This window comes from Klebsiella sp. WP3-W18-ESBL-02 (genome assembly GCF_014168815.1).
Classification (GTDB): domain Bacteria; phylum Pseudomonadota; class Gammaproteobacteria; order Enterobacterales; family Enterobacteriaceae; genus Kluyvera; species Kluyvera ascorbata_B.
On record NZ_AP021972.1, the window covers coordinates 908,732 to 932,886 of the forward strand.

26 protein-coding genes and 1 pseudogene are annotated in these 24,155 nt (G+C 49.1%); 10 read left to right on the top strand and 17 right to left on the bottom strand.

What is annotated here, in order from left to right; all coding sequences use genetic code 11:
* Window positions 1–678: 678 nt before the first annotated feature.
* The 13 genes from H7R56_RS04415 to H7R56_RS04475 all read right to left on the bottom strand — a co-directional run bounded on the left by H7R56_RS04415 (window position 679) and on the right by H7R56_RS04475 (window position 14,110).
* The gene (locus H7R56_RS04415; protein ID WP_182928525.1) at window positions 679–2,178 is read right to left on the bottom strand and encodes a helix-hairpin-helix domain-containing protein; all 1,500 of its coding nucleotides are present in this window, start codon (window positions 2,176–2,178) and stop codon (window positions 679–681) included.
* A 25-nt stretch (window positions 2,179–2,203) separates the two neighbouring features.
* A complete protein-coding gene (locus H7R56_RS04420) occupies window positions 2,204–3,841 on the bottom strand; it encodes a PP2C family serine/threonine-protein phosphatase (RefSeq protein ID WP_050875520.1) in 1,638 nt (545 codons plus the stop codon).
* Window positions 3,841–4,881 carry a TerY-C metal binding domain-containing protein gene (locus tag H7R56_RS04425; RefSeq protein WP_182928526.1) on the bottom strand — a complete coding sequence of 347 codons (1,041 nt, stop codon included), beginning with the start codon at window positions 4,879–4,881 and terminating at the stop codon, window positions 3,841–3,843. The genes H7R56_RS04420 and H7R56_RS04425 overlap by 1 nt, the downstream gene beginning before the upstream one ends.
* A gap of 87 nt (window positions 4,882–4,968) precedes the next feature.
* Window positions 4,969–5,607: a vWA domain-containing protein gene (locus tag H7R56_RS04430; protein WP_182928527.1), complete on the bottom strand. Its 639-nt coding sequence runs from the start codon at window positions 5,605–5,607 to the stop codon at window positions 4,969–4,971.
* Window positions 5,607–6,248 (bottom strand): TerD family protein, encoded by a 642-nt coding sequence (locus tag H7R56_RS04435; protein ID WP_075849286.1) that lies wholly within the window; start codon window positions 6,246–6,248, stop codon window positions 5,607–5,609. Before H7R56_RS04435 ends, H7R56_RS04430 begins: the two co-directional genes overlap by 1 nt.
* Window positions 6,249–6,270: 22 nt before the next feature.
* Window positions 6,271–6,909, bottom strand: a complete 639-nt coding sequence (locus tag H7R56_RS04440) for a vWA domain-containing protein (RefSeq protein ID WP_075849288.1) — start codon at window positions 6,907–6,909, stop codon at window positions 6,271–6,273.
* A gap of 483 nt (window positions 6,910–7,392) precedes the next feature.
* On the bottom strand, window positions 7,393–7,860 hold the full coding sequence (locus H7R56_RS04445; RefSeq protein ID WP_182928528.1) for a tellurium resistance protein TerW: 468 nt from the start codon (window positions 7,858–7,860) through the stop codon (window positions 7,393–7,395).
* 17 nt (window positions 7,861–7,877) lie between these two features.
* Window positions 7,878–9,086, bottom strand: coding sequence for a DUF4236 domain-containing protein (locus tag H7R56_RS04450; protein WP_075849292.1), 1,209 nt, complete (start codon window positions 9,084–9,086; stop codon window positions 7,878–7,880).
* 10 nt (window positions 9,087–9,096) lie between these two features.
* Window positions 9,097–10,053: an HpcH/HpaI aldolase/citrate lyase family protein gene (locus tag H7R56_RS04455; protein ID WP_075849294.1), complete on the bottom strand. Its 957-nt coding sequence runs from the start codon at window positions 10,051–10,053 to the stop codon at window positions 9,097–9,099.
* Window positions 10,053–11,132, bottom strand: a complete 1,080-nt coding sequence (locus H7R56_RS04460) for a cysteine protease StiP family protein (protein ID WP_182928529.1) — start codon at window positions 11,130–11,132, stop codon at window positions 10,053–10,055. The genes H7R56_RS04455 and H7R56_RS04460 overlap by 1 nt, the downstream gene beginning before the upstream one ends.
* Before the next feature lies 1 nt (window position 11,133).
* The gene (locus H7R56_RS04465; RefSeq protein ID WP_075849298.1) at window positions 11,134–11,907 is read right to left on the bottom strand and encodes a hypothetical protein; all 774 of its coding nucleotides are present in this window, start codon (window positions 11,905–11,907) and stop codon (window positions 11,134–11,136) included.
* Window positions 11,900–13,042: a phosphoribosyltransferase domain-containing protein gene (locus H7R56_RS04470; protein ID WP_075849300.1), complete on the bottom strand. Its 1,143-nt coding sequence runs from the start codon at window positions 13,040–13,042 to the stop codon at window positions 11,900–11,902. The genes H7R56_RS04465 and H7R56_RS04470 overlap by 8 nt, the downstream gene beginning before the upstream one ends.
* Window positions 13,043–13,051: 9 nt before the next feature.
* Window positions 13,052–14,110, bottom strand: coding sequence for an ATP-grasp domain-containing protein (locus tag H7R56_RS04475; protein WP_123651083.1), 1,059 nt, complete (start codon window positions 14,108–14,110; stop codon window positions 13,052–13,054).
* Between the two features lie 318 nt (window positions 14,111–14,428).
* Between H7R56_RS04475 and H7R56_RS04480 the strand changes: the two genes are divergently transcribed.
* The 9 genes from H7R56_RS04480 to H7R56_RS04520 all read left to right on the top strand — a co-directional run bounded on the left by H7R56_RS04480 (window position 14,429) and on the right by H7R56_RS04520 (window position 20,944).
* Window positions 14,429–15,010: a TerD family protein gene (locus H7R56_RS04480; RefSeq protein WP_075849304.1), complete on the top strand. Its 582-nt coding sequence runs from the start codon at window positions 14,429–14,431 to the stop codon at window positions 15,008–15,010.
* Window positions 15,010–16,167, top strand: coding sequence for a TerD family protein (locus H7R56_RS04485; RefSeq protein WP_075849306.1), 1,158 nt, complete (start codon window positions 15,010–15,012; stop codon window positions 16,165–16,167). Before H7R56_RS04480 ends, H7R56_RS04485 begins: the two co-directional genes overlap by 1 nt.
* A gap of 22 nt (window positions 16,168–16,189) precedes the next feature.
* Complete coding sequence (locus tag H7R56_RS04490) at window positions 16,190–16,645, top strand: tellurite resistance TerB family protein (protein WP_075849308.1); 456 nt, start codon at window positions 16,190–16,192, stop codon at window positions 16,643–16,645.
* A 22-nt stretch (window positions 16,646–16,667) separates the two neighbouring features.
* On the top strand, window positions 16,668–17,705 hold the full coding sequence (gene terC, locus H7R56_RS04495) for a tellurium resistance membrane protein TerC (RefSeq protein WP_182928530.1): 1,038 nt from the start codon (window positions 16,668–16,670) through the stop codon (window positions 17,703–17,705).
* A 48-nt stretch (window positions 17,706–17,753) separates the two neighbouring features.
* On the top strand, window positions 17,754–18,332 hold the full coding sequence (gene terD / locus H7R56_RS04500) for a tellurium resistance membrane protein TerD (RefSeq protein WP_075849312.1): 579 nt from the start codon (window positions 17,754–17,756) through the stop codon (window positions 18,330–18,332).
* A gap of 69 nt (window positions 18,333–18,401) precedes the next feature.
* Window positions 18,402–18,977 carry a TerD family protein gene (locus H7R56_RS04505; RefSeq protein ID WP_015062975.1) on the top strand — a complete coding sequence of 192 codons (576 nt, stop codon included), beginning with the start codon at window positions 18,402–18,404 and terminating at the stop codon, window positions 18,975–18,977.
* A gap of 58 nt (window positions 18,978–19,035) precedes the next feature.
* Window positions 19,036–19,410 (top strand): hypothetical protein, encoded by a 375-nt coding sequence (locus tag H7R56_RS04510; RefSeq protein WP_182928531.1) that lies wholly within the window; start codon window positions 19,036–19,038, stop codon window positions 19,408–19,410.
* On the top strand, window positions 19,367–19,687 hold the full coding sequence (locus tag H7R56_RS04515; protein WP_182928532.1) for a hypothetical protein: 321 nt from the start codon (window positions 19,367–19,369) through the stop codon (window positions 19,685–19,687). The genes H7R56_RS04510 and H7R56_RS04515 overlap by 44 nt, the downstream gene beginning before the upstream one ends.
* A 15-nt stretch (window positions 19,688–19,702) precedes the next feature.
* Window positions 19,703–20,944 carry a vWA domain-containing protein gene (locus tag H7R56_RS04520; protein WP_123651081.1) on the top strand — a complete coding sequence of 414 codons (1,242 nt, stop codon included), beginning with the start codon at window positions 19,703–19,705 and terminating at the stop codon, window positions 20,942–20,944.
* Between the two features lie 147 nt (window positions 20,945–21,091).
* Here H7R56_RS04520 and H7R56_RS04525 read toward each other — a convergent pair whose 3' ends face one another.
* Both H7R56_RS04525 and H7R56_RS04530 read right to left on the bottom strand, forming a co-directional pair.
* A complete protein-coding gene (locus H7R56_RS04525; RefSeq protein WP_050875561.1) occupies window positions 21,092–21,772 on the bottom strand; it encodes an HAD-IB family phosphatase in 681 nt (226 codons plus the stop codon).
* 223 nt (window positions 21,773–21,995) lie between these two features.
* Window positions 21,996–22,246, bottom strand: a pseudogene (locus H7R56_RS04530) (type I restriction-modification system subunit M N-terminal domain-containing protein); the annotation flags it as partial.
* 362 nt (window positions 22,247–22,608) lie between these two features.
* Here H7R56_RS04530 and H7R56_RS04535 point away from each other — a divergent pair.
* Entirely contained in the window at window positions 22,609–23,049 is a 441-nt protein-coding gene (locus H7R56_RS04535) for a helix-turn-helix domain-containing protein (RefSeq protein ID WP_075848914.1), read from the top strand.
* A gap of 84 nt (window positions 23,050–23,133) precedes the next feature.
* Here the strand turns inward: H7R56_RS04535 and H7R56_RS04540 are convergent, their stop codons facing one another.
* Entirely contained in the window at window positions 23,134–23,622 is a 489-nt protein-coding gene (locus tag H7R56_RS04540; protein ID WP_075848916.1) for a putative zinc ribbon protein, read from the bottom strand.
* A 244-nt stretch (window positions 23,623–23,866) separates the two neighbouring features.
* Window positions 23,867–24,082, bottom strand: coding sequence for a helix-turn-helix transcriptional regulator (locus H7R56_RS04545; RefSeq protein WP_075848918.1), 216 nt, complete (start codon window positions 24,080–24,082; stop codon window positions 23,867–23,869).
* Window positions 24,083–24,155: the final 73 nt, after the last annotated feature.

The window sequence follows — 24,155 nt, forward strand, 5'->3', positions numbered from 1 at the left end:
GTTTTTTCTAAAAAAGCATTGCAACTTACATTCATGTTAATCCACGATCATCCTTTGTGGTAAAGATTCTAGAACAATGATTACGATTGGCCTACTACCTTCTTCACAATTAACCATGCCAGTAAGTCCATCTTTTCTTTCCCAAATTAACTGAGTTTGTGAGCTATGTCGAATAATATCAAGTTTGGTAAAAGAGTCATAAGTGAAATTATTCATCGTCCATTTAGCAATGTCCATAACCTCATTTTATCTAAAGACGAAGGGAATTCCAGATTGTAGGTACGGGCACTTTCCTCGCGGGCCTGTAAACACTGGCCATATTCAGACCATCCCTGGTTAATGGCTCGCTAATTCCTTTCACTGGCCTTGTCGCACCGGGGGCAGCTACGGCCTAAGCCGTAATTGGATATGACTTCTTTGTCATTCGCACAGGTCTGGTTGATCTTACCCACCATTAGTGGATACGCGACTCAGTGAGTAAACTCTCAATCAGAGGTGACTCATGACAAAACCAGTATCAACGACCAAAAGCCCCGCAAACAACATCAGAAATGCAGATGCACAGATGGCTGATACTCAGTCCGGGTGCGGTCGACATGGTGAAGATCATGGCATTACTGACCATGGTTATCGATCACGTGAATACCGTAGCTGCTATAATCTGGTGAGAGATATTTGTTAGTTTTCTACTAATTGAACAACTACCAGCCTGCCACCTTCCTCTTTTGACAAAACAAATTGAGCGTTATTCGTCAGTTCTATTTTTTCCCCAACCATAATCTGCCGCTTATCCGGTAATGACATTAGTCCTGATATGCCTTCATTTACCAACCACCATTGATCGTTATGGTAAACAAAATAACCAACCCGTTTCCTTTGTGCACCCGTTGTACGTTCATTTGGCGCGATAAGACGATTCACATGCCACGCATAGATAGACTGCCCGCTCCAGACCATCAACCGGTGATCGTCAGGACGATAGCTGCCTTCTTTTCGCGAAGAATAAAAATTAAGCACTGGCAATTTACCTTTATACGGCGTACCGCAGTAAGGACAGACCGGCTTTGTCTTACCCGAGAAAACATACCATTTCTGTTCACAGCCCTTGTTTTGGCACGGCTGTATCAGATCCACTGTTTTTACCAGAGCGCTTTCCCATTCATCTGCGGTAGGGCGTTTAGTGGCATCATGTAAGCCATCAATAAAGGCTCGTTCAAACAACGGTGTCAGATAGGGGCCCATGATGGTGTATGGAATTTTATCTGGGTCAGCCCAAGGTAGTGAAAAGGGGGATAACTGACTGAGTTTGACTGCATTACTTTTGTCTGTCGGATGTTCAATGAAGAGTGCCTTCTCACCCATTGATAAGGTCTCATCACGTACTTCATCCAACATGTCATGTATTTTTCCGCCACGTAGAGGGTGACGGAAAAACAGGTACATGTAGATAAGCACCGACAGCGCATGGCGGTCAGTAGTAATGCTTGGCAGTAAGCGGTTAGGATCTTCTTTAGAAAGATGGCTGGTTTTCACCACCTCCGGAGCGATAAAATCCGGAGTGCCCACCACATCGGGAGGATACTTTCCTGGAACGACAAGACCGTCTACGTCAATGATGCAGGCATGGCCCATTTCTGGATCAATCAGCACGTTTTTATAGCTGAGATCGCTGTGACAGAGGCCCGCTGCATGCATCCTCCTGACAGCTCTTGTCAGCAGCAGACAGACTTTGAGATAGGTAAGCGTATTGCCTCGTTCACGCGGATCGAGGAATTTATTCTGGTTGCTGGCGCTGGCAAACCATTTGCCTTCTTTCTCCCGGCCTTTAATGTCCAGGAAATCATCGTTTTTGGAACCATATTTAAAGAAAAAATGGTTCTGGTAGGTTGGAACCACGATACCGATTTTATTCCCATGCTCAACAACGTGGGTCGGCCAACAAAACAGATCCTTCCAGTATTCGCCACCGGATTGGCCAAAAATGTTTTGCCTGTAGCGGCCGGTGATCATATCAATACGATCCCGGGCCTGCTCATTCTGCGGTTTATGATAAAAAGCGACGACGTAAGATTTATCAGGGGAAAAGTAAACATCCTTCATCGAGCCTGAACCAATCACCTCGTCAACATACTGGACTGTTTCGCCGTCCTTTGTTTTGCACGTAACGATATTTGCCATATTGATCACCGAAAAAGCGTATCCCTTACCACAACACCGCAATAGTGCGGTCATCATGGTTCCCAGTGGAGAAAAAGTTTAGCCAATCGCCTAACCTCTCAGACGCAATACTGGCGTCTGCGAGGACAGGGGAGAGCTCATTAATGAGGCGGGTCCATTTTTCGTCACTGCGAAGCCCGTTATCCGTCTCAAACAGAGGGTCTGAAACGCCGTCGGTCATGAGGATCAAGTGAGATACGTCATTCCATTTACCCACGCTGATGCGGCCGGTAAATAGTGGGTCTGCGATAATGCTCTGGTCAAGGAAGCGGGTTTGTCCTGCGTATTCTCCGCTATCGGGATTTCCCAGTATCCTGACTTTACCTGAAGGGCTGTATGCACCTATCGCACCATCGCCAAGCCAGAAAGCAGCTGCAAACAGGTCCGTATCAGTTCGCAGTGCTACAGTTGCCAGAAGGGTTGTTGAATAGGATTTCACCGGTTGTTCTGCGCAAATGGCTTCGTTCTGGATGCTATTGACCGCGAGCGTAGCTGCCTGTTTAAAATGATGAAGCATCGCGTTTATGGTTGCCTGCCGATCGCTCCCTTCCCACGTCGAGATATGCTCTTTTAAATAGACGCCTTTTACTCCACTGAGCTGATTGAAAAGGTAATCGCCAGCCGTCCTGACGGCAATTCGCGATCCTTCTCTGGAATTTACTGCACTACCGGCCCCGTCTGCGACCAGCATGACAGACCATCCTGTTTCCTGGCAGTGGTTGATATAGAAGTCATCATCTCTGAAGCTCCCGGCATGCTCGTGAGAGCGCCCCCGGCGACTGGCGGCAGCAATACGTATGTTATCCCTGACCAGGCTAGCAGCGTCCAGATGGGACTTAGGGTAGGGAGCGTCTGCTGGTGGTTCTATTACCTTCCACAGGCTTCTCGGATCCGGGTTTACTACAAAAAGTAACTTTGTTTCGCATTCGTCGTGCGAAGTGCATGACCACAGTACTGAAAGCTCAATATCGCCACTTTCAGTGGGGATGCCAGTGAGCAACCCTTGTTCTTTTTTATACGACAGGCCAATGTCCCGGGGAAAGACGACGTCTCTTATCGTCGCCAGCCCACCCTCATCCAGTATGATGGCAACCGGCGAAGAGAAACGTTCGCCTGCGCGGGCGTTGGGTATGGTTATTCTCGCTTTCGGGGGCATTACAAATTGCACTTCTGACCCGGTCCGCTGCTGGCCTGCCGGTACCTGCCCAGGTTTTAGTATCGGAGAAGCCAGGTTTGCAGTTTCATTTTTAGCTGGTTTCTGAAGTTCGTAAAAAGGCATCAATTTCCAGAAGGTAGGGCTGATTTCATTATCTGTGACTGTTTGCGTCTCTGGTTTAGTGGTAGTGTCGTTGTCCGGGTGATCAGCATCAGCTCCGACCTTCTGTTGCTGATCGGAAAGGCCGGGAGCAGACGAGACGGCAGCCGCTGATTCGTTCTCACCTTCGTTAACCCGGGCAGATGAGCCCTGTGCAAGGTTCTCAATCCGCTTTATAAGCTGCATAACCTCGCCGGAGAGGGTTGGATCCTGCGATGGATGGAAAAGCCGCTCCGCTTCTACAGCGTGGCCCAACTCAGACAGTACTAAGCGGATAATCTTCTGTTCAAGTGAAGTATCTTGCGACATCAACCTCTCCCTCTGTTTACGTCGAAGTTAGTGTTTCCGCCATCATTGCTGAATGAAAGGCCTTTTTCACACCATGGACAGATCACGTCATCAGGGCCGTCAATGCACAGCAGCTTCCCGCATGAACACATGGCAAACGCACTGGCATTACCACAGTGGGGGCAACCCGGTACGCCATGCAGTTCGCTGGTGTTTACCTGCAAACCGGTAGCGGTGGCATCTGACCACGCAAAATAGTCCTCATCGATGGGATAGCATCCGGCAATATTAAAGCTGTTCAGGTTCAGGTTGAAATCGAGTCCGGAAACCCTTGCTGGTGGCCGTTCATATTTCATCAGGTACGGTCGACGGGTCTTGCTGCAACGGCCGGTGAGCGTAACGCAGTTTTCGTCGTACGCTTTTACATATTCGTCTTTGGACAGGCGAACTACGTATTCAGTCTGGCTGAGCTCCGGTTGTTTTTCGTCCCCGACGCTGCGGCTGTGGGCGGTAACCGAGGCCGTGATCCATTTGATGAAACGGGTAAAGTCACCTTCCTGTGATTCTGTGAATAGCATGACATTCTCTGTCAGCTGTCGCAGGATATTCAGGTCCGCTGATAGGCCCAGGCCAACGGCAATGAGATTCACCTTACTCGCGTAGTGATTTTTCCAGCGTTTCACTTCTGCGGTTGTGTCGTCAGTAGGGCGCCCGTCGGTAAGGAGATACACTACGGGTTTCCAGTCGCCTTTAGTCTCATGAGTGGTTTTTCTTACCTGGGTATCAATTTGCACGGTCAACTCACGCAATGCAGCCCCAAGGCTCGTGCCGCCGCCAACGGGAAGGCGTGGAGGGTAGAACGATGCAATTTCGTGCAGAGGTACAATCGTGCGGGCTATTCCGGCAAAGGCGATTACCGAGACCCAAGCTGTTTCAAGTGCGTGTGGATCTTTTCTTAAATCTCCGACGATCATTTGCAGACCATCAGTCATTTTTTTCAGGTTTTCACCGATCATGGACTCTGAACAGTCCAGAACAAAAAAAACGGGAAGGCGTCTCATAATATTCCTCGTACGGCTGGTAACAGCCAGCAGAAAACGGTTCTGTACAGGAAGGCGCCGCCGGGTAAAGTAGCACCTTCCTGTCTGTCAGAGCACCAGCTGTATTTCTGGTGGAGGAGGTGGGAGGGTATCTGTTCCGGTATTGATCCCCGCGCTTGTGCTGCCGGAAGAAACGCTGGCCGAAACCCATTTAAAGAAACCTGCAAATGCGGTTGAATCGAGAGTCTCCAGAGACACAACCTTATCGGTGAGCTGTTTTAAGTGCTCGTGGCCTGCTTTAGGACCAACGGCGCAGGCAATGATGGAGCCGAATCCTCGCCCGCGAATAGCTTTTACTGCTTCACCGTACGCCAGGGCATCAGAAGGCGTACCATCAGTCATCAGGAATACCAGGGGACGCCAGTCTCCTTTTGTATCGCCATCCGAGCGACGCACATCACGGTTTACACACTGCATCAGATATTCAAGGGCAGCACCGGTGAACGTCCCGCCAGCGCTTGGCACTACGATGTCAGAAAACTGGAAGTCTTCCAGCGGCGTGAGAGGAATAAACTCACGTGCCTCATTGTCATAGGTGATAATGGAGACATGAACGCTTTCGAGGGCGTATGGATCCTGGCGGAGAGCGTTAAGCATCGCCTGAATTCCAACGTTAACGGAATGGATGGACTCACCGCGCATTGAGCCGGATGTGTCGATAACAAGGTAAACAGGCAGGCGACGCATCAGATGTAATTCCTCAGGTGTGATACAAACGAATCTGATTCTGAAGGCTCACCAATTGCCCTGAGTTTCCAGCCTGTAGGTTCGCGTATCAGCTCGGCAAAAACCATGGAACGTTGGCTGGCGAAGGCGGGTCCGCCAGAAAGATCGAATCGTGCCATTTCAATATTACGGGCATCAACTGCCCGGATGAAGGCATTCTGAACCTTGCCAAAGTGCTGCTGTAGTTTTTCTCCATTGTAGATCTGAACGATAAACACAATTTTCTCGTACTGAGCATCAAGGGAATTCAGGCGAACGATAATTTGCTCATCGTCACCATCACCGGCTCCAGTTCGGTTGTCGCCCGTCAGCCAGATATTGCCTGACTTATGGCGAAGGCTATTGAAAAAGATAATATCGCCATTCACCAGCGTAGGTTTACCATTTTCCACATTGCCGAGATCGGTCACTTTTCCGGCTGAATTACACAGGAAAGCGATCACATCAAGGTCGTATTCTTCTTCTTTCTTGCCAAAGATCCCACCAAGGAAACCTTTCTTTTCCTCATTAATATCCCAACCGAGGCCGATAGTAACGGACGAGAGATCGTATTCATTTTTTTTCAGGCTTACGCCCTGACCTTTGCTCAGACTGACAGACATAACATCCCCTTAATCAATAAAATTATAAAACCACATTCACTTCAGGTGGTGGTGGTGGCAAGTCTTCAAGACCGATTACTTCTTTTTTATTGGACTCAACTTTCTGACTGCCTACCGAAATGCTCGCACTTACCCATTTAAAGAAAGCTTTAATTGTCGAACTGTCAGCCGTATCCAGCTGAAGCACGATTTCAGTGATTTCTTTGAGAACGTTGGTATCAGCATCATGCCCGGCTGCACATGCCACAACAACGCCAGTTCTGGCCGCTTTAAACTCATTTAGACCTTTACGCCAGTCATCATTCGGACTCCCATCCGTCATCAGGAATACCAGGGGACGCCAGTCACCTTTTGTGTCAGCAGTCGTTTTCTGTACTTCAGTGGCAATGGCGCTGGCCGTGAGAGAAAGCGCTTCGCCAAGAGACGTGGTACCGCTGGCTGTTAGTGCTGGCAACTGGAAACTCAGGAGGTCTGTCAGGGGGACTGCCTGTCGGGCAGAAGAGTCAAAGGTGATAACTGATACAAAGGCCGTTTCAAGTGCATACGGATCCTGTTTCAGCGTGGTAAGCAGCGTCTGAACGCCGTTCTTGACCGCCTCGATAGGCTCTCCGTGCATAGAGCCGGACGTGTCGAGTAGCAGATATACGGGTAAGCGTCTCAAATGTAATTCCTTCTTAAGAGATCGGAAGAGGAAAGTAGTTTCAGGATGATGCTAGAGTTTGTTGATTTGATAAAACGGGACGGCATCAGTCGGGGGGGGGGGAGGGGGGTATATACTCAGGCGTTGGCTCAGAAGCCACTTTAGAGTAATTGGTTAACCACCATTTAATTACCGACATCTGAATGGCCTCTTATCAACAGAAAATAATTCAGACCGGACAGAAATATAAGGTTTCTGAAAAAACTCCGGCAAAAATAAACTGTCATGTGCATGAAAATCATCATACATCACAGATCTGCATGTATGGAGTGTAAATCGCGCAAAGATTGATGTGTAGCACAAGTGGCTGTCAAGACACCAGGTTTTGTAGGCAGAAAGGAGCAGTTGCCTTGCTGACAAGATATTCGACGAAAACTATGTCATATCAAGACAGATGTGAAAAATGAGACAACCGGGGTTTCCGCCCCGGTTTGAGATTTAGCGTCAGGACTTTTTTACGTTATATTCTTTTATCAGTTCGTCAACGGCGCGCAAAGCCAGTTTCTCAACCGCTTCACTTCGGGTGGTTCCACTGAGTGCTGCCAGGCGGTCAATTTTTCTTAAAATCCGCATTCGTAGTGATAATGACACGGACGTTTTTTTATCCTTGTCCAGAACGACCTTTCCTACAGACTCACTGGTTTTCAGTTCAGCATTCTGTGCGAGCGCTTCATTCATCCGGCGTAGGGCCTTTTTATCCAGTTGACCCGGATTAACGAGATGGTAGGAATGACCAGCCTTGCTGTATTTGATTTCCGCAGAATATGACTCGCGTAGCTCTTTTAGTGCCCGGGTTAACGTCGGCTCTGAGCATTCCAGACTGGTTATAATGTCGGCAGCGGAAACAGGCTTGCCGGTGCCCAGTAAGTTGGCAAGCTGAAAAATCCGGGCCTGTCTGGTATTTAATTGCATCGTTAGATTTAGCCTGCTTAAAGGGTTAGTGGTTCAATAGGCTGAAAAATGAATGTACTGCTCATCTTTCGAATAACCGTGAGATTGCCTAATGCTTCAACCGGATCAACGTGTTCTATGCCCTCAAAATTCACCGATGACATCTGGCTGCGAGTGCATTTGCAGGACAGAATATACTCATCCTCCAGGTAGCCGGTCCGCTTACTTACCCGTTGAGTAAAGCCTGACACAATCACGTTGTCGAACGGTAGCGTATGTAAAACGATACCGACCAGGCGGAACAAGCATCCATGAACGTGGCGGGCATAGTTTTCGCGTACGGTTTTTTGCGTCATGGCTTTTTCCGTCAGCTCCGTGCCCCGGGCATTGACGCCGTAAATCTTATCAGGGAAATCTTCAATCTCAGCTAAATCAACATCCAGCAGGACAGTCGATTGATCGGGTTTTACTTCAAATGCTACAAGCGTTTCACGCGGCCATTCAGTTTCTGCAAGCACTCCCGCCAGGTATGATTCAAAAAACGCGGCATCTGTCCGGAACTGTTGTCGGGCATCTGCCTGAGCCGTGGCGAGCCGTTTTTCATGTTCTTCAGCATCAAACTTCCAGTTTGCATACTGTTCGGCCCAGGCCGTCCGTTGTTGCTGGTATCGATGCTGTCGGAGGGTATTATCACGCTCCACATCAATCAGCTCCTGCTGCCACCGGCGAAGATTCTCGGCATGGCGCTCAGCCTTAGCTGATTCCGATTCAAACCATTTACCCAGAAAACTAATGCCTTCGTTCCCGGCAGGCTCTTCCGGCAATGAAAGGTATTCTGGCTTTTCAGGCCGAACTGGTGCCGGGACCTGAAAAGGCGACGCTCTGTTTTGCAGGTATACTGCCTCCAGTTCCGTCCGGCTGATGCCTGTTTTTGGGTCTGGCGTCAGTTCATGAATATTACGGATTGCGGTCACAGCTGACATGAGTTCAGCTGCTTCCTGCTCAAGAGATTGTCTGAGCCCCGGGTCGGTTGCCGACCGGTTCCTTCCTCCGGAACGCGCTGCCCGGTCAAGTCGGGTACGGTAACTCAGCCCGGTACCGGGCAAGCCCAGATTGGCATAGGTCCCCCGGCTACCAAAAGAAACGGAAGCACCTCTCGGCCCGACGCTCAGGCTCGGTGTTCCGTTACTCAGGTTGAGGCGAACACCCGGAATAATATTGATCGATTTTCTGAACCTGAACCCCATTATGATTTCCTTAATGATGCTGGGTCACGGTAAGTAATCTGATTCCATCAGCGCTTTGCTCATTCTGTAATCCGTAAAAACGAGCTCTGTCCAGAATATCCGCCGCCCAGCGGCGATGTGTAGCGGGTTCACACATTGCTCCCTGCGACTTAAACACAGCCTGGGTAGAGTTCAGGATCCGCAGAGCGTCAGAGTGCTCACCTTGGGTGACCATCAGCGCGTTTTGAATGACCTCTATCTGACGCGGATGAATGGCTGTTTTACCCACGAGCCCATGCGCCATATCAAGAGCCAACTCTCTGGCCATAACGGCATGATCGTCAATATGCTCACACACGGGTGCGGTCAGGGCAAAATCACGCGGCCCGAAGACCGAAACGAGCATTTTGATGACGTAACCCATCGGGCTGTCATACAGCGTCAGATCCCGGGGACGGCGAAGCGACACAACGTTCATAAGATCGTTGCCGCCGATTCGGAGTGCAATAATGCGTTCGTGGCAGGGATGTTCCATGAGGCGGGTGGCCAGCACGCGCATCTGAACCACGTCAAAGACGTCTTCTGTTTCCAGTGTTGGCATCATGCACAGGTGAGTCCCGCCCATGATATCCCACCATTCAGTTAACGAACTGAGGGTAAATTTAGGCAACACAAATCCATCGACAGCAGAAAGATCATAATGCTCTTTTAACCATTTGCCCATTTCGGCATGCCGGGGACGAATAAACACCAGAGGCCAGTCATTTTTACCCCGGCTACGCATGCTGTTACTGAGCTCGTGCAGCAACTGCTCAAGGTTTTTGAGGGCAACGGGGATGTCTGCTTCACTGACAGCATCCTCAAGGCAAATGACCAGAGATCGTAAGCCTGGGATTTTCCCGTGCAGAACGGCATCAGCAATATTTTCCCGGGTTGCAGGCATGTATAGCGTTGCCCCCAGATTCCAGGGAGAAAGACGATTTTTCATCAGTGTACCTTCTTGATAATGGTTACAGCCCGATACTGGCCGAGGGTTCCCCCCATTTCTGTAACAACTATTCCCTTTTCACGAGCAAGCCCTACAAGCAGTGCAACGTCCGGGTCATCAATTGAACGCACAAAAACATGATCCGGTACCCGACGTAAAACGGCCCGGGTTGCTTCAGCAATGCCTGGCTTAATACGATTGACGCTGTCCACTTTAAATTCATCGGCCAGGAACGCGATAACGTCACGACTCGTCTGCCATAAGGCCCGGGCTGATTCCATATTCCAGTTCAGAGGTGCGAGGGATGACGGCGCTAACTTCTTACGGAAATGAGCGATGGTATCAACAAGCATACGGCTGCATTCGTATTCGCTGAGATGCTCGCAAACCATGCAACCATGTAACCCTTCGGAGGACCATACTGATCGGGAGATCAAGCCTGACACCGGCGCACCCATGATGCCAAAAGGGATGAGCCAGTCGTCATCACTGGCAGCAAGCCAGGAGCAGCCACAGGGATCCGCCAGGACAACCAGTCGCGGCTGCTCAGGATAGCCTGGGCGATCTTTCAGTGCGCGTACAAGTTCTCCGGTAATTGCACCTTTACCTGTCCATCCGTCAACAAAAACAATACCGCTGGTACCATGTCGCTCTTCAATGACGTCGAGTGCTGTACTGTCAATTCCGCGATCCCGGATGATGCTGATGCCGTAATGCCATGAGGTTTTCCCCATATCACGCAGGGCCTGGTGCAGCATAACGCCGAGGGGCACGCCAGCCCTGACAAGACTGGCCAGAACGATGGGCTCATCACCGAAGCGTTCGGCCAGAGCAATAGCGAGCTGCGTGACTTCTTTTGCAAGCCTGTCTGCACCCCGATCCAGCGCCCGGTGAAACAAATCAAGATGCCATTTTGTTGGCGCTGGCTCCTTGCTGAGCATGTCCGAATAATGTTTCTTTCCGGACTGAATCAGCTCTTCTTTTTGCTCAACCGGCGTCATCTCAATGACTACCGGCTTTAGCAGAAACTCCACGTCACCGGGCTGGTATGAGCCAGCGAATGTTTCATGTAGCTGCATTTTATTCTTCTCCAAAAATTCGCTGTGAAATGGCCTCTGCAAACTGACTCTGTCGCGGAAGGCCAAACCAGCTGCACAGTTTCATAAAACGGTGATCGCTCAGGCTGTCACCCAGACCTATTACGGGGAAAACCCCTCGCTCAGCGCGAAGCTTTTCGAGCAGCCAGCTGACAGCTCGCCCCTTCTCAACCGGCGTGGGGAGCCAGGCTACGTTATTACTGTTTCGATGGATGTAGAAACCTTCCGTTGAGAACACCTTTTCAATTTCATCAGCAATAGCAGTGAGCTCATCGAGGCGTGTGCTGTCCCGGTGTTTCATGACCATATAAACCGGAGTTTCATCATATTCATAGTTAAGCCTTGCCCAGGCCTTGATACCCTTTGCGTCCATCATTTCAGTGATCAGACGTTGCATAGACTCTAACCTTTCCTGGTAGGGCGCTAACTGGTCGAGCATAAGGGCCTTCCATTCCTCGTTGGGCGTTCCCTCTGGCGTTAGAATGACGGCCCCGTGCGTTGTGATTGCCCAGGAGCGGAAAGGGATCCTGACGCGGCTTATTTCTTCAGTTCCCCGTGCGGTAACAGGAATGAGCTCAGCCTGCTCAAGGAGCCAGTCCACCAGCATGGACTGTTCTTCTGTCATAAAACTTCGTGGATTCAGGGTGCGATCAACGGCACCGGTACGAAATGGTTCCAGGGCCAGCTCGTCTACCATTTTACGACGGGTCTGAAACAGCGTGTCGTCAAGGTCGCTCAGAACAACGGGTTTATTCATAGGTAACAATCTCAACGACGGGGGCAACATCAGCCAGCGCGTTCATAAGCTGACTATCAATACTTTCTGCGGAAGTCTCAGTACAAACAAGAATACGGTCAAACTGCTGGTGGGCTACGTTATAGACAAAATTGGGGATGCCCAGCCCGTAGTTATCAGTAAATGAAATCGCGGACTCAATGGCATAACCAACAGCGATAGGGGAGCGGGTGGTCGAGCCGTAAAATGCCTGTGCCCCGGCAGCTTCGAGCCGTTCAGCGAGCAGGAACGGTTCCCAGACGAATTCCCCGGTCCCGAGAACCAGAATACGTTCTCCCCGGCGGACTGATACCCCATGACCGAGATCGGCCGCTGGTGCGAGCATCCCCAGTCGCCCCCAGGACTGTTTTCCCTGAATGTCCCATTCTCCGCGCGAAGTTACGTTGACCTTCGGCATGTCTGGCACAGGTGCATCAGGTAATGGGGTCCATCCCCACCGACCGCTTACAAGAGAAACTGAACGGACAGGCAAGGGGCTACGCTCCGGCAGGGCATTGCTACTCCAGTCGGTAAGTGTTACGGCGATAACCTGTTCGATATGTTGGAGTTTGCCGGTATTACGCAGGGCAGAAAGCAAGTTAACAAAGGTATTACCGGTCGTTGCTTCGTCATCAATCAAAACCAGCGTTCGCGCATCGGTAACCCGGCGTCTTTTCTCTTCATCATCTGGCAGAAAAATCAGATGATCGGTGGCATGGCTGTGTTCTTCCTTGAACTCGCAAAGCAACGAGCCATCAACCGGGTGCCGGGTAGACGTCAGATAGACAGATTCATGATGCTGATGGCGTACTTCATCAAACACACCTGCACCAAGCCCAACGGCCGTTTCAGCCATGCCGATGAACAGCACGGGCCCTGCCAGTGTTGATGGAAACTGGTTGGCAAGCTGCCTGTAGGCCTGCCGCATGACTGAGGGTGGAACGGGAATATGCCTGCCGAGAACTTTGCTGACAAACAGAAAGGCCCGTTTCGGGTTGCGTCTTTCAGCGATATCAAACAGGTCATCGAGCGGGATTTCACCCCGGTCCCGGGTAACCTGGATAGTGCCGCTTGAGAGTTTACGGCGATAAATCATATCTTCGAGGGATTCAGACATAAATTCGCCTTAATTCAGTCGGTTAGAGAGTAATTCCGGGTATGCGATTACATCCGTGATGGATCTGACTGCAACCGGAGAAAAGGTGTTTGTAGCGCTCTGGATCACCGCATCTTTAGACATCAGACCAAGCTTAAAGGCAGCAAACAGCCCGGGAAGGTTTACCCCGCTGTGAAGCGTGTAACCGACCCCTCCTGACGGACGCATGTTTGTTTCAAGTAGCACTGCGTTGCCATGTACATCGTTTCGCGTCTGAACATTCACCAGCCCGTCCGCTTTCATAATTCGGGCACAGGCGCACGCCAGCTCCCAGGCGCATCCTTCGTTCACCAGATACTGGATAGCCCCCTCTTTACGACGCCCCACAGCTGCGAGAATTTCACCTTTAGCTGCGAGGATATCAACGGAAAATTCCGGGCCTGGCAGGTATGGCATCAAAACAAGGGGTTTAAACGACTCAGAGGCCGATGCTGCTGCAATATACTGTTGCGGACTGACCAGGCGATGTTCTGGATGATTAAAGACGGCCATGGGCGATGCACTGTCATCAAAGCGCCAGAATCCCATGCCATAAATACCCGTCACCGGCTTCACGCATACCGGACTGTCAGAAAACGGTGGGGCCACGAGGTGCGCCTTTAATTCAGCAAGGGTATTCACGCGCCAGGAGGGCACGACCGGGAGGCCGTTTTGCTCCATGAACTGAGCAAAAGTAACTTTTTCGTCTGCCAGGGTAAGCCAGTCGGCTCCGGTTGCACCGGTAGTAAGGGTGGCACCTGTCGACTCAATGGCTGTGCGGTGTTCCTCAAACCACTGGGTATTACGGCCCGTGTGAATATGGTGGATGCCATGGTTCTGGATGGTTTCCTGAATAAACTGAAGGCGTTTTTGCGGGTCTTCAGGTTCAGTCAACGAATAATCGGCAACGGAAAGAATTTCATTTCTTTCGTTACGGTGGGAGGCAAAAACGGTAATTCCAAAGTTATTTTTTTGTGCAAATGACTTTACCCCCTGAATAATATCTCGTTGTGAGGACAAGCCTTCCATAAACCAAATTTTTTTGTTCATAGTTTTTTATTATCCAGAACGCCATGCAGTATTGTGATTGAGAAATGAGTCTATGGGTGACCTTGCTACATGTCAATCATAATATGATTTATCAATCTTCTAAAAATTGAGTGTTGAGATTTTACTTAATTTTTCATAATGTTGAATTTAAAGGTTTTTATTTGATTAAAACAAGGATTGGAGCATCTTTTATTCGTGTTTTTTCAGAAACCTACCAAAATTTCCCTTGTCAGTGAACTTCATCATGATATGATTTTTTCGTCAGTTAATAAACATACCTTTGATTGTCTCGGTCATTACCATTTTAAGGAATAATATATGGTTTCATTAAGTAAGAACCAGACGGTATCACTCAGCAAACAATCTTCTGCGTTAAGCCAGCTTCAATTCGGTCTCGGTTGGGATCCGATTAAGAAAAAAGGTTTTCTTGGCGGATTGTTAGGTGGCAACGGCTCAATCGATCTCGATGCTGGCTGCGTATTAATGGACAGCACCGGTAAAAAAATTGACACCATCTGGTTCCGCAAACTGAAATCCACCTGCGGCTCTGTGGTGCACAGTGGCGATAATCTGACTGGTGAGGGTGATGGCGATGATGAAGTGATTAATGTCACCCTGTCCCGCTTGCCTGCAAATGCTGAATACCTGGCGTTTACGGTTAACAGCTTCCGTGGTCAGTCGTTCAATGACGTCGAAAATGCCTTCTGCCGTGTGGTCGATCAAACCGGCAAAGAGCTGGCTAACTACAAGCTGACTGAGCAGGGCTCACATACCGGGATCGTTATTGCTTCGCTGCGTCGTAATAACGGCAACTGGGACTTTACTGCCCTTGGCCATGCCTGTCGCGGCCGCACAATCGACGATATGCACTCCGATATCGTTTCAGTGGTAATCCGCTAATGAATCTGACGCCGGGGGGCAATGCCCCCGTTCCAGCCCAGGAATTGCGGGTCCGGATCACCTCGGGTGGCCAGGTGGATGCTTCTGCGTTTCGACTGTTCGCAGACGGGAAGGTGCAGGGTGATGCGGACATGGTGTTCTATGGCCAGCCACGTAACGATGATGGTACCGTCAGCCTGGTCAGTGAAGGCCAGTACTCAACGTTTACTGTCGCGCTCAACCGGCTGAAATCTGATGTTCAGAAAATTGCGTTCACCGTGACCTGTGATGGTGGGCAGACGGTATCTGGTCTTCGTAATCTTTCCATCGACGTGGAGCAGGGGGCTACCGGCCTGGTTAGCGGCATTGTCGACCTGAGCGGCCGTCAGGAAGCAGCCTTAATTCTGGGTGAATTTTACCGTCGTAATAATGACTGGAAATTTCGCTTTGTTGCGCAAGGGTTCAACGGTGGACTCAAACCACTGGCAGAACATTTCGGCGTAAATATTGCCGATGATCCAGCCCCCGCAGCCCCGACTCCGCCAGTTGCAACCCCTCCACCCGCTGAGACAAAAATCAGCCTGAGTAAGGTATCTCTGACAAAAGAGAAGCCTGCAATCAGCCTGACCAAGCGGGATAACTTCGGTGAAATCCGGATTAATCTGAACTGGCACCGGGGTAGCAGTAAATCCGGGCTTGCAGGCATGTTCGGCTCCAAAGGAATCGACCTGGACCTGGGGGCGTTTGTTGAGCTTCAGGATGGTTATAAGTCGGTCATTCAGGCGTTGGGTAATGCTTTCGGTGATTATCGTGATGAGCCTTATGTTCAGCTCAAGGGCGATGATCGTACGGGGGATGTGTCAGACGGCGAGTGGCTGCATATCAATGGCCGTGAATGGAAGCATATCCGTGAAGTGCTGATTTACGCTTTTATCTACGAAGGAGTTCCCAGCTGGGATAAGACAGATGGTGTGGTCACCATTCACGTTCCGGATCAGCCCCCGATTGAGACCCGCCTGACAGAAGGTGAAAACCGTCGCACATTGTGCGCCATTGCCAGACTCGTAAACGAAAACGGCGCGATTAAGGTCGAGCGTATCAACCAGTACTTCAAAGGCCAGGACGAAATGGACCGGGCATTTGGCTGGGGATTTCGCTGGAGCGCCGGTTCTAAATAACACAGCAACAAAGGAAGCAAGTATGAGTTTTTTCGACAAAGTTAAAGGTGCCATTAACTCCGGCCGGGACGAACTGACCCGCCAGGTTGGCTGTTTCAAAAACAAAAAATTTATGCAGGGCACCGTTGCTGTCTGCGCCCGTATTGCCGTATCCAGTGACGGCGTGAGCTCAGAAGAAAAGCAGAAAATGATGGGCTTTCTGCGCTCTTCAGAAGAGCTGAAGGTCTTCGATACCAATGAGGTGATCGAGTTTTTCAATAAACTGGTTTCAAGCTTCGATTTCGATGTGGAAATCGGCAAGGGCGAAACAATGAAATACATCCTGGCGCTGAAGGATCAGCCTGAGGCCGCTCAGCTGGCCTTACGTGTTGGTATTGCTGTTGCGAAGAGCGACGGTAACTTCGATCAGGATGAGAAACTGGCCTCCCGCGAGATCGCTATCGCGTTGGGCTTCGACCCGGCTGAATTTGGCCTCTGATCTACATCCCTAAGGGTAAAATATGGTTTCAACACACATCGGCTTCCCGACTGAAACGGTCATTGTTTTCATTGCACTTTCAGTCGGTGCCATCTTTATTGACCTGTTTATGCACCGTGATGATAAGCCCATCTCCCTGAAGAGTGCGGCACTCTGGTCCGTATTCTGGGTTGTGGTTGCGATGGCATTTGCCGGTTTCCTCTACATCCACCACGGTGCTGAGGTTGCCAGCCTGTTTGTTACGGGTTATGCGCTGGAGAAAGTGCTGTCGGTTGACAACCTGTTTGTCATGATGGCCATTTTCTCCTGGTTCGCCGTACCGGATCGTTATCGCCATCGCGTTCTGTACTGGGGGATCATTGGTGCCATTGTCTTCAGGGGCATTTTTGTCGCCATCGGTACGAGCCTGCTGAGCCTGGGGCCGTACGTTGAAGTCATCTTTGCTATCATCGTTGCCTGGACGGCGGTCATGATGCTTAAAAGTGGTGATGATGATGAAATTGAGGATTATTCTCAGCATCTGGCTTACCGCATGGTTAAACGCTTCTTCCCCATCTGGCCGAAGCTCAGAGGTCATGCTTTCCTGCTTAATCAGAAGGAAGTGGATGCCGAGCTGGCGAAGCCAGAAAACAGCGATGTGACCATTGGCCGTGGTAAAAAGGCGGCGCTGTATGCCACTCCGCTGTTCCTGTGTGTGGCCGTGGTTGAACTTTCGGATGTTATGTTTGCGTTTGACTCGGTACCGGCAATTATTGCCGTCAGCCGTGAACCGCTAATCGTCTATAGTGCCATGATGTTTGCTATCCTGGGCCTGCGTACCCTGTACTTTGTCCTTGAGGCATTGAAACAGTATCTGGTTCATCTGGAGAAGGCCGTTATCGTGCTGCTGTTCTTCATTGCGGCAAAACTTGGGCTGAATGCGACCGATCACATCTGGCATCATGGTTACAGCATCGCGGCCACAACCAGCCTGTATGTTGTATTGGGTGTTCTGGCGCTGGGTATCATTGCAAGCGTCATGTTCCCGGGCAAACCTGAATCTGAGGAAAAGGGGAGCTAATCCCCTTAAGTGTTAACCTAAACAATTACTAATCGAAGAGGTTATTTTATGAGTGTTTCTCTTTCAAAAGGCGGGAACGTCTCCCTGAGTAAAGCAGCTCCTACAATGAAAAACGTCCTGGTGGGCCTTGGCTGGGATGCGCGTTCAACTGACGGTCAGGACTTTGACCTTGATGCATCAGCATTCCTGCTGGCCGCTAACGGTAAAGTCCGGGGTGACGCTGATTTCATTTTCTACAACAACCTGACGTCTTCTGATGGTTCCGTAACGCATACTGGTGATAACCGTACCGGTGAAGGTGATGGTGATGATGAGTCGCTGAAAATTAAACTGGACGCCGTCCCCTCTGATGTTGACAAGGTTATCTTCGTTGTGACGATCCATGATGCTCAGGCTCGTCGCCAGAGTTTTGGTCAGGTATCGGGTGCATTTATTCGTCTGGTCAATGACGATAACCAGACTGAAGTCGCTCGCTATGATTTGACCGAAGATGCATCGACTGAAACCGCCATGCTGTTTGGCGAGCTGTATCGCAACAACAGTGAGTGGAAATTCCGCGCAGTCGGCCAGGGTTATGCTGGTGGTCTGGCATCTGTTTGTGCTCAGTACGGCATTAACGCGTCCTGATCGAAAAGTTACTTTTCTTATCCTGGGCTGTTTATTCAGCCCTAATTCAACTGTTTGCAGGAGCTTAAAATGGCAGTTTCTCTCGTAAAAGGCGGCAACGTATCTCTGACCAAAGAAGCACCAACCATGAATGTCGCTATGGTTGGCCTGGGCTGGGATGCCCGTGTAACCGACGGTCAGGGTTTTGACCTGGACGCTTCCGTATTTGCAGTAGGCGAAGACGGTAAAGTGCTGTCAGATGCCCATTTCATTTTCTTCAATAACAAAACCAGTCCTGATGGCGCAGTAGAGCACCAGGGTGACAACCGTACCGGTGAAGGCGACGGCGACGATGAGCAGGTCAAAATCGATCTGACCAAAGTCTCAGCAGACATCAAAAAACTGGTGTTTGCCGTTACCATCTATGATGCAGAAGCGCGTAAACAAAACTTCGGCATGGTGAGTAACAGCTTCATGCGCGTGTACAACAACGACAACGGCGCGGAAATTGCTCGTTTCGATCTGTCTGAAGACGCTTCAACCGAAACCGCAATGGTCTTTGGCGAACTGTACCGCCATGGCGCTGAATGGAAGTTTAAAGCTGTCGGTCAGGGCTTTGCTGGCGGGTTATCTGCACTGGCAACCCAGCACGGCGTGAATATTTAATAATAAAAATAAACTCAACCCCGGTGCTGTCACCGGGGTTTTTTATAGGTGTTAGCACATGGCAAAGAAAAAAGATGATGGTTCAGCTGTAATGCTACTTTTTGTTGTGGCTTTTTTTGTGTTTCTACCGTTCCTGATATTCGGGATATTTTTCTACCGGAAACTAAAAAGAAAATATTCAGCAATCCCTAACATTCAGCGTGTATATGATATTGGCGTCCTGTTTAAAACATTGGGTGCCTCCATCGTTGTTATTGTGGTTTCAGCAGTGCTCGTTCTACAATTTTGTGGGCTTCTTGCGAAAAATTTATCCCCGGAAACATCACGTAATATTGCAGGAGTTATATTAGTTCTCTATCCGATTGTAATGATCTGGCCGATGAAAAAAAATGGCAGAACGCATCGCCATCGAATATTTCGGCATAATTTTTAACGACAATGACAGGACGATGATTCTTCCTGCTGATATAGGTAATATGGGATTGGGTGACCGGCTTCGCCTCAAGTTTCTGAGCAGAATGGGCGAGCAGGACAGCATTGAGATTCGAAAAATATCGAATATCACACGCGAGAAAGGTGTCAACTTCTATATTCATGGTGATTTTGGATCCCGACGCATCAACTTTTCGAACAAGCAAAAGCGCGATGAGTGTATTTCAGCACTTCAGGCCAGAACCCGGGTAAAGGGTGGCAGAGACTACGGTTACTAAACAAGGAACAGAGTCATGCAATTACAGTCAGGTCAAAATATCCTTCTATCTTCATCATCAGTCACTCTTAATCTGCGATACCCGGTACGTCCCGGTTTTAACGGCGAACCCGACACCTGCGTTTTCATGCTCAACGCACAAGGTAAGGTGAGCGGTGATAACGATTTCATCTTTTTCAATAACCTGAGTTCACCGGAGGGGGCTTTAAAACTGACGGCAGGGACGCAGCAATCAAGCGTACATATTGAACTTAACCGCGTTTCCTCGGCTGTTCAGAAAATCGCCATAACCCTCGTGATCGACGGAAGCGATACTATTACAGGCTTGCAGAATCTGAATTTGCAGGCCTCCGGTATCGCATCGTTTGATCCCGAAACAGCAGGGCGCAGCGAGAAAGCTATTATCGTGGCGGAGGTGTATCGCCATAACGGCAGCTGGAAGCTACGGGCACTTGGCCTCGGTTTCAATGGTGGGCTTGAGCCCCTGGCGATGAGTTATGGTGTTGATGTCGCACAGACAGCTCCGCAGCCAGCACAACCTGCTCGTATCAGTCTGGAAAAGAAACTCGAAACAAAATCTCCGCGACTTGTAAGTCTCGCTAAAAAGGCCTCAGTCAGCCTCACTAAAAATAAGCTGGACACCCTGGAGGCAGCAGTTGCGTTTGTTCTTGACGCGTCCGGTTCAATGAGTGGCCAGTTCAGTAAGGGCAACGTTCAGTCCGTGCTGGATCGCATAGCCGTCCTTGCTGCCCAGTTCGATGACGATGGCGAGATGGATGTCTGGGGGTTTGGAGAGAAGCATAAGAAGTATCCAAACGTCACTCTGGATAACCTTGACGATTACATTCAGACCATTCGTGGCTCCGGAAAGCGTTCAGCCTGGGAAAATTTGCCGGGGCTTGGTGGTACTAACAATGAACCACCGGTAATGGAAGAAATTGTCGACTACTTCAAAGACTCAAAAATCCCGGTTTACATAGTGTTTATTACCGATGGCGGGATAAGCAAAACCGGAGCAATTAAGAATGCTATCCGGCGCTCAGCCAACTTCCCGATCTTCTGGAAATTTGTCGGCCTCGGTGGGTCTAGCTACGGAATCCTGAAAAACCTGGATGATTTTACAGACCGCCGCGTTGATAACACCCATTTCTTTGCAATGGATGACTTCGGCTCTATCAGCGATGAAAAATTATACGATAACTTACTGGAAGAATTTAGACCGTGGATAGATGAAACAAAAAGGTTAAATATCCTTTAGCTTGCTTCCGGATAAGCTTAATTAGAGGGCTCTGGCGAGAGACCCAGCTGGCTGGGTCTTAAAGGTATCAACGGTCAACCACTGGTCATGGAGGAAACTGTGAAAGCTAACCCGGTCTATTCTTTAAAACGTTCATGTGGTGCGATTTTAGACCCTGAACGACTCCTTTTTTAAGCGGTGTATAAAAGCTTTTTTTCTGTCCCAACGAGGATGGAAGTGCCGCCAGTGGGCATCTTTGGCGGCTGCCAGCAATTCATAATCGCCTCGAGTGTCCCCCCAGGCTCTAAGATGATACTGATCTAATGGTCCGTAAATAGACTCCAGCCGGTTAATTTTCTGTATGCAACGACAATTGTGCCCTGTAATGCGCCCGGTCAGGATACCATTAACGCTTTCCAGCTCTGTACCGATGAGCTTGATCCCCAGTCGTTCAGCAAACGGAGCAAGTACAAGCCTCGGTGAGGCTGAGCAGAGTGTCACCTCAACATTGTTAGACACTTCTGATGCCACAGCCAATAGGCCTGATGCTCTCATCAGACGCCCCCAATAAATGTTGCAATAGGCTTCAGCTTTCTCCTTGACCCACTTTTCCTCGATACCAGTGAGAAACGTTGATATCAAAATTTCTTTGAGTTCATCACGAGTTAGTTTGCGACTCAAACACCGCAGGGTAGGAAGAGCGAGTTTAACCAACCGGCGGGTGAAGACACTGTTACCGAAGGCAAAGCGCAAAAAGGGGATAAAGCTGTCATGTCGGGTAAGCGTTCCATCAAAGTCGAAAACGGAAAGAACCTTTATTTCTGCACGAAATGAATTATCCACAAGCAGCCCTTTTTGAATTAGAAAGGTTTTGCATATTTTATCATCTGAAGATGGCAACTGAAAGCATGCCAGAATTGGATTGGACCATGAGAGGATCACAGTCTTACACAGCTTATTGTTATCAATAATGTAGTGTAGTGGTTTACTATATTTTGCACATGGCTGACGTTCAGATCACTTATCTAAGAATACATTCTACGCAATGCTTTTTCTCCACGGCATCACTTTAGATGAAATAACGCTTGGTTTTGATTGAATCTTCTTTAATGTCATCAGTGATAATGCTGTCGTCGAGCGCAGCATAGTGGACACTATCGTCACCGGCTTCGATGTAATTAGAGAAGTTTTCACTGATAAAGCGGTAAAAAAGCGCACGAGAATATACTGTTTAAAATTCCACCCATCTACTGAGCCTCTGACATCGTTGGCAATGGCCCTGATTTGACGATGTAGTTCTGCACACTGTTGAAGGCTTGTCATTTTTTATCCTGTGATCTGTCCTTGGCATCTGCTGTTAACGCGATTCTATCTCAATTTCGTGGTATCAAAACCCCGGCCTAATGATATCAGGGGCATAGCGCAACTTACGTTGTGATTACTGATGACAGGTAAGAAGTAATTTTTTTCGTTGCTTTTGGATGGATTGCTTTCCAAAGTGTAGGTTCGTACTGCCACCTTCAACAAATCTTCCGGTTGCAATATAATGAAATGAATTTTCCGTACTATATTACGGCATAAAGCTAATAATAAAGACGAATAACTATGATTTCGGTAAAATATTACTATTAATTAAGTTAAGTATCGCACTATAGTTTTCTTTCTAATAGCTTGGATTGATCAGTATGAAGAGTAATCATAGTCAGCTCAGTTGGGGGGAGCGCCCTATCCCGAAAGGACCGGAGCATTTCGGCGAGCGTCTCAAAGCTGTTATAGGAAAGCAGTCTGTCGCTTCTTTTGCCAGGGATTGCGGGGTCTCCGAAGCATCCATGAGAAAATACCTTAAAACCGGTACAGAGCCAGGTATCGATAGCGTGGCTATGATTGCCGCCTGTACCGGACGTTCTCTGACCTGGCTTATTACGGGGGAAGGCGACCCCTTTACGGACAACGCCAAGCAGGAACACTTTTCAGAAGAAGATATCAAAAAATGGTGGGGCCTTATTTTCGACGCTTTGGACGTTGAAAATAAAACCAAAATTATCCATGCTTTTCAGCAAGGTGGCCTGAGTTCTGTATTTCATCCTTCTCTCGCTACCAGTAAGGCGGTCAAAATAAAGGGATAGTGTGGGCCTGTAAGCGCATTTCTGGCTGTTTTGATGATGAGATCGTGGGATTCCGCTATGGTGAGCAACGGCCTTCAGGGTGGCTTACCGGTCGCCTGAGGGCGGTATCTGAGCTGTCGCTTTATTCCCCGAATTCGATTTACCTTCCGGCTGGTTATAATTCCAGCTCCAGTCTCCTCTGCTGATGCTGTATATCCCCGTTTTGCAGGTCTTACAATGTTTCTCCCCCTGATAGTGAGTATTGCACCAGACACAGAACCAGTGCGTAACCGGGTTGATGGTATCCATACTGTCAACCAGTGCGCGTAATCGTAGAAGAAAAGCCTGCCTCCTGATTTCTGCCCGAATGTAACCACATTTTGACACATCGGCTTTAGTGACTTTAGTAGGCGGAAAATGCTCAAACCAGGCTTCTTCACCAATGATGTTGTCCTGCAGCCTTACAGGACAATGGCAATCAGGACAGCGCCACAGATTGTCAGTTCCGGGCTGAACCTCTTTTGCAGGAACGTAATGATTGTCAGCGTCGAGTGCCAGATACTGCTTTACCCGCAATATGTTTATCTTGGGCATGGCTATGATTCCTTTTAGTTTCATACAGATGAGACGGGGATGACAATCAGATGAGATGTGTACATGCCCAGTGTACCTCTGTCGTTATTTTCGATATGCGTAGAATGCGCTACATGCATTTCTAACCGGTTTTCTTTTTAAGATGTGTAACTCGTTAGTGTTAAAGCGTAAAGCTTCAATGAAGGCTTTGGGGCGGTTTGAGTCAGTAGCTCGAGTTAACTTATCAGATTTATTCTCAGTTATATTACTGTCGCGACTGATTGATGCGGTTTTGAACCCAGGCCTCCACTTCACTTTGCATCCAGCGGGAACTACGACCCAGTTTAATTGGCTTCGGAAACTCTCCGTCTTTGATCAGCTTGTAGAACCATTTATCGGTTAAGCCCGTAAAGCTGGTGATAAATGCCATATCGACCATTTTGTCGTTGGCGAGGTAGGATTGTTGGTCGTTGTTGCTCATGGGGTTGTCTCCATACTGATATTGAGTGAATCAGGAGACGCGCCATTGCTGGTGGTTGACGGTTGACGCATTC